The sequence below is a fragment of the Mycobacterium sp. genome (assembly GCF_049683935.1).
Classification (GTDB): Bacteria; Actinomycetota; Actinomycetes; order Mycobacteriales; family Mycobacteriaceae; genus Mycobacterium.
On record NZ_JBAUJR010000126.1, the window covers coordinates 1 to 4,534 of the forward strand.

Here is a 4,534-nt window from a genome sequence, read left to right on the forward strand (position 1 = left end):
CCGCGGGCGGCCGCGGCGCCGTTCCTGCAGGTGAGTGGCCGCGCCAAGGTGCTGCGCAACATGGCCGCCACCCAACTCGGCATTCCCGGTGAGATTCTCGACGTCGTCGACCTCGCGCCGACGTTCACCGCGGAACGCACCGAAGAAGCGTTGCAGGGCACCGGAATCGCCGTTCCGGAGTTCGCGTCCTATGCCCCGCAGTTGTGGCGCTACTGGGTCGAGCACCTCGATCCCCAGCGCGCCCGGCGGGACGACCCCGAGGGTCCGCTGGTCGGTAAGCACGTGATCATCACCGGCGCGTCCAGCGGCATCGGTCGGGCATCGGCGATCGCGGTGGCCGCGCGCGGTGCCACGGTGTTCGCGCTGGCGCGCAACGCCGAAGCCCTCGACGGACTGATCGCTGAGATCCGCGCCGCCGGCGGCGACGCGCATGCGTTCACCTGTGATGTCACCGATTCCGCGGCGGTGGAGCACACCGTCAAGGACATTCTCGGGCGCTTCGGCCACGTCGACTACCTGGTCAACAATGCCGGACGGTCGATCCGGCGGTCGGTGGTCGCATCCACCGACAGGCTCCACGACTACGAACGTGTGATGGCGGTCAACTACTTCGGCCCGGTCCGGATGGTGCTGGCGCTGTTACCACACTGGCGCGAACGGCAGTTCGGTCACGTGGTCAACGTGTCGAGCGCCGGGGTTCAGGCCAGCAGCCCGAAGTACAGCGCCTACATCCCCAGCAAGGCCGCACTCGACGCGTTCGCCGAAGTTGTTGGCAGCGAGACACTGTCGGATCACATCACGTTCACGACGATCCACATGCCGCTGGTCAAGACGCCGATGATCGCGCCGTCACGTAGGCTCAACCCGATGCCGCCGATCTCCCCCGAACACGCCGCCGCCATGGTGGTCCGCGGCCTCGTGGAGAAGCCCGCGCGCATCGACACACCGGTCGGCACGCTGTCCGACCTGGGGTCCTACTTCACCCCCAGGCTGACCCGCCGGGTACTGCATCAGCTGTACCTGGGCTACCCCGACTCGGCTGCGGCACGTGGCGTTTCGGTCACCGACCCGTCGCCTTCCCCGGTGCGACGGCCCAGGCGTCCGGCACGGCCGGTCCGGTCGCTGCGAGTCCCCCGTACCGTCAAGAGGGCGGTGCGGTTGGTTCCCGGCGTGCACTGGTGAGCGGGGCGCGCCTGCCGCTGTTCCTCGACGTCGACACCGGCGTCGACGACGCGATGGCGCTGGCGTATCTGTTCGGCAGCACCGACGCCGATCTCGTGGGCATCGCCTCCACCGCGGGAAATGTTCCCGTGCAGCAGGTTTGTGAGAACAACTTGGCCCTTCTGGAGCTGTGCGGGATCAGTGTGCCGGTGTCGATGGGCTCGCCGGATCCGCTCAGCACGCCACTGCGGACGGCGGAGGACACCCACGGACCGCACGGTCTGGGTTACGCCCGGCTACCGACACCGACCACCGACCTCACCGAGTACGACGCCGCCGAAGCGTGGGTGCGGGCCGCCCATGCCCACCCCGGCGAGTTGGTGGGAGTCGCCACCGGTCCGCTGACCAACCTTGCGCTGGCGCTGCGCGCCGACCCCACACTGCCCCGGCTACTGAAGCGGTTGGTGATCATGGGCGGCGCGTTCGACTACCGCGGAAACACCACCCCGGTTGCCGAATGGAATGTCATCGTCGACCCGGAGTCCACGGCCGAGGTGTTCGCGGCATGGAATTACGCTGGCCCAGATCATCTGCCGATCGTGTTGGGGCTCAACGTGACCGAGAACATCGCGATGACCCCGGAGCTGCTGAGCAAGCTGGCCGTTGCCGCCGGATCCCCGTCGACACCGATGAGCGTGCACGACGAGCGGGGCACGGGGTCGACGGCGTCCAATCCGCTGATCCGGGTGCTCGAGGACGCGATGCGCTTCTACTTCGAGTTCCACCACGACCAGGGCGAGGGCTACCTGGCCCACCTGCACGACCCGCTGGCAGCGGCGGTCGCGCTGGACTCCGAACTGGTGCGGTGCCGGGCGGCCGCGGTCGACGTCGAGTTGACCGGCACGTTGACCCGCGGCATGACGATCGCCGACTGGAGTGGGCACTGGGGCCGAGAGCCCAACGCGCTCATCGGTGTCGACGTCGATCCTGCGGCGTTCTTCGACCGGTTCATCACCCGGGTCGGTGCCTTCGCCCGGCGACTGGACTGACCTCAGTCGTCGGTCACGGTCAGCGTGACGTCGATGTTGCCCCGGGTCGCGTTGGAGTAGGGGCAGACCTGGTGGGCCTTCTCGGCCACCTGCCGGGCCGTCTCATGGTCGACGTTCGGCAAGGTGATCTCCAATTCGACGGCCAGACCGAAACCGCCGTCGTCTTTCTGGCCCAACAGGACCCGGGCCCCCACCGAAGAGTCGGAGACGTCGACCTCGTCCTGCCGGCCGACCAACCGCAGCGCGGAGTGATAGCAGGCGGCGTAGCCGACGGCGAAGAGTTGCTCCGGGTTGGTGCCGTTTCCGCTGCCGCCCATCTCCGTCGGGATGGCGAGGTCGAGGTCGAGCGTGCCGTCCGAGGTCCGGCCGTGGCCGTCACGGCCTTCTCCGATGGCGAACGCCTCTGCGGTGTACAAGGTTTTCATGGTTTTCATGCGATTTCCTTTCGGTTGGAATCGACGAGCGTGTGGGTGAGCGTCGTGACCGCAGAACGCAGATCTGCGGCCTGCTCGACGGTCAGGCCCGTCAACGGGAAGAGTTTTTCGGGAATGCACTGAGCTTTGTGTTGCAGTCGGCGGCCCTCGGGGGTCAGCGTGACCTCGACCTGACGTTCGTCGTCGGTGCGCCGTTCCCGGCTGACGAGTCCGGCGGCCTCCAGGCGTTTCAGCAGCGGCGAGAGGGTCCCGGAGTCCAACTGCAGGCGCTCACCGAGATGACCGACCGAGACTCGGCCCTCTTCGTGGAGTACCAGCAGCGCCAGATACTGCGGATAGGTGAGGCCCAACTCCGCCAGGAGCGGTCGGTAGGCCGCAGTCATCGCGCGCGACGCCGAATACAGCGCGAAGCACAGATGGTCGTCGAGACCCAGAGATGTCATGGCCTGAACTATAGTCCGCAATCAAATTGTGCGCAATCAAATTGGGCATCACTCGTAAACCCCCTCGAGGTACCACCGCCGCTGCCGATAACACAGCAGGAGCGCCTCCACCGGCGCCTGCGCCCGGTCACTGCCGAGCAGCACCTGCACCCGGGCCGTACGGCCACGTTTCAGCGTGGGGTCCCACCAGCGTTCGTCCACCGGCCAGGGGCCGGCCCACCAGGACAGCCGACCCTTGCGACCGGGCGCATCCAGCCGGAACGGATCTGCGGAGAACAATCCCCGTGAGGTGACCCGCACCGCGTTGCCCTCGGCGTCGAACAGTTCGACGGGATCGTCGAGCAGTACCGTCGGCGACGGCTCGGGCAACTGTCCCGGCCACGGCTGGTCCGGATTTGACTGTGGCACAAGCTCATCCCCGAGAGGAGTCAGGGTGACTCGTTCGGCCGGCCCACGCCCCCCGCTGAGCACCGGAACCTTGACCGCGTCGGGACCCAGCAGCCCCTGCACCCGGACAAGAGCCCGCCGAGCACGCAGCCTGTCCTCCTCCCCCACCCCACCCCACAGCGGCAGCTGCAAGGCCTCCGCCGACACCACCTCCACCGGGCGCAACCGCAGCACCGTGATCGGCGCGCCGGGCCGGTCTCCCTCGTTACGCCGATTCAGCCAACCGTCGAGTTGCCAGCGCACCCGGTCGGCGGTGGCGTCCTCGGTCAGCGGCTCGGCGCATCGCCAGACACGTTCCAGCTCTTGCCCGTTGGCTGTCACAGCGTGGATTGCCAGCCTGGTGCATCCCACTCCCGCAGCCTCGAGACTGCGGTGCAGCCCACCGGCCAGCGAGCGCCCGGCGAAGGCCGCCGCGTCCACCCGGTCGATCGGCGGATCACAGTCCATCACCGCGTCGAGTTCGGATTCGGGCTCCCGCCCCGACGGCCCACGGGCAGGCTCCCCGCGGGCCAGGCGGTGCGCGGTGATGGCATCAGCCCCGAACCGGGACGCCACATCGCTTCGGGGAAGTTCGGCGAACTGCCCGATCGTGCGGATCCCCATGCGCCACAGCAGATCCGCCAGACCCTCACGGGTGACAGGCGCCAGACTGGGTTCGGCGGCCAGCTGCCGGATCGACATCGGCGACAGGAACAGCGCGTCCTGACCCGAATCGACGATCCTGCCCGCCCGTGCGGCGAACACGGCGGTGGGCAACTGATCGGCGATGCCGACCTGACATTCGGCGCCGGCCGCGGCCACCGCGTCGACCAACCGTTCAGCGACGGCCTGCTCGGAACCGAAGTACCGGGACGCACCGCGCACCGACAGCACCAGCAGGCCGGGGCGCAGCACCTCCGCACGCGGCACCAGGTCGTCCACCGCAGCCGTGACGTGCTCGAAATGCCGGGCATCGCGCGCGGGATCGGCGGTGACGACGTGCAGTTCCGGGCATCGGGCC

Annotated in this window: 5 protein-coding genes; 2 read left to right on the top strand and 3 right to left on the bottom strand. The window is 68.4% G+C overall.

The features are described from left to right. Together WA965_RS07630 and WA965_RS07635 are read left to right on the top strand one after the other, a co-directional pair. Window positions 1-1,182, top strand: a 1,182-nt coding sequence (locus WA965_RS07630; protein WP_526447306.1) for an SDR family oxidoreductase, incomplete at its 5' end; no start/stop codon positions are given. Continuing rightward, the gene (locus tag WA965_RS07635; protein WP_526302781.1) at window positions 1,179-2,210 is read left to right on the top strand and encodes a nucleoside hydrolase; all 1,032 of its coding nucleotides are present in this window, start codon (window positions 1,179-1,181) and stop codon (window positions 2,208-2,210) included. The genes WA965_RS07630 and WA965_RS07635, both read left to right, overlap by 4 nt. Before the next feature lie 2 nt (window positions 2,211-2,212). Here the strand turns inward: WA965_RS07635 and WA965_RS07640 are convergent, their stop codons facing one another. The 3 genes from WA965_RS07640 to WA965_RS07650 form a co-directional block, all read right to left on the bottom strand. Further along, window positions 2,213-2,635: an organic hydroperoxide resistance protein gene (locus WA965_RS07640; protein WP_526302783.1), complete on the bottom strand. Its 423-nt coding sequence runs from the start codon at window positions 2,633-2,635 to the stop codon at window positions 2,213-2,215. A 5-nt stretch (window positions 2,636-2,640) separates the two neighbouring features. Then, a complete protein-coding gene (locus WA965_RS07645) occupies window positions 2,641-3,087 on the bottom strand; it encodes a MarR family winged helix-turn-helix transcriptional regulator (RefSeq protein ID WP_526302780.1) in 447 nt (148 codons plus the stop codon). 48 nt (window positions 3,088-3,135) lie between these two features. After that, window positions 3,136-4,534 (bottom strand): DNA polymerase Y family protein (locus tag WA965_RS07650; RefSeq protein ID WP_526447308.1); only part of this gene is annotated, 1,399 nt, incomplete at its 5' end.

Excerpts from the sequence above, each read along its gene's own strand:
- WA965_RS07640 (WP_526302783.1), bottom strand. The coding sequence starts at position 2,635 with ATGAAAACCTTGTACACCGCAGAGGCGTTCGCCATCGGAGAAGGCCGT.
- WA965_RS07645 (WP_526302780.1), bottom strand. The coding sequence starts at position 3,087 with ATGACATCTCTGGGTCTCGACGACCATCTGTGCTTCGCGCTGTATTCG.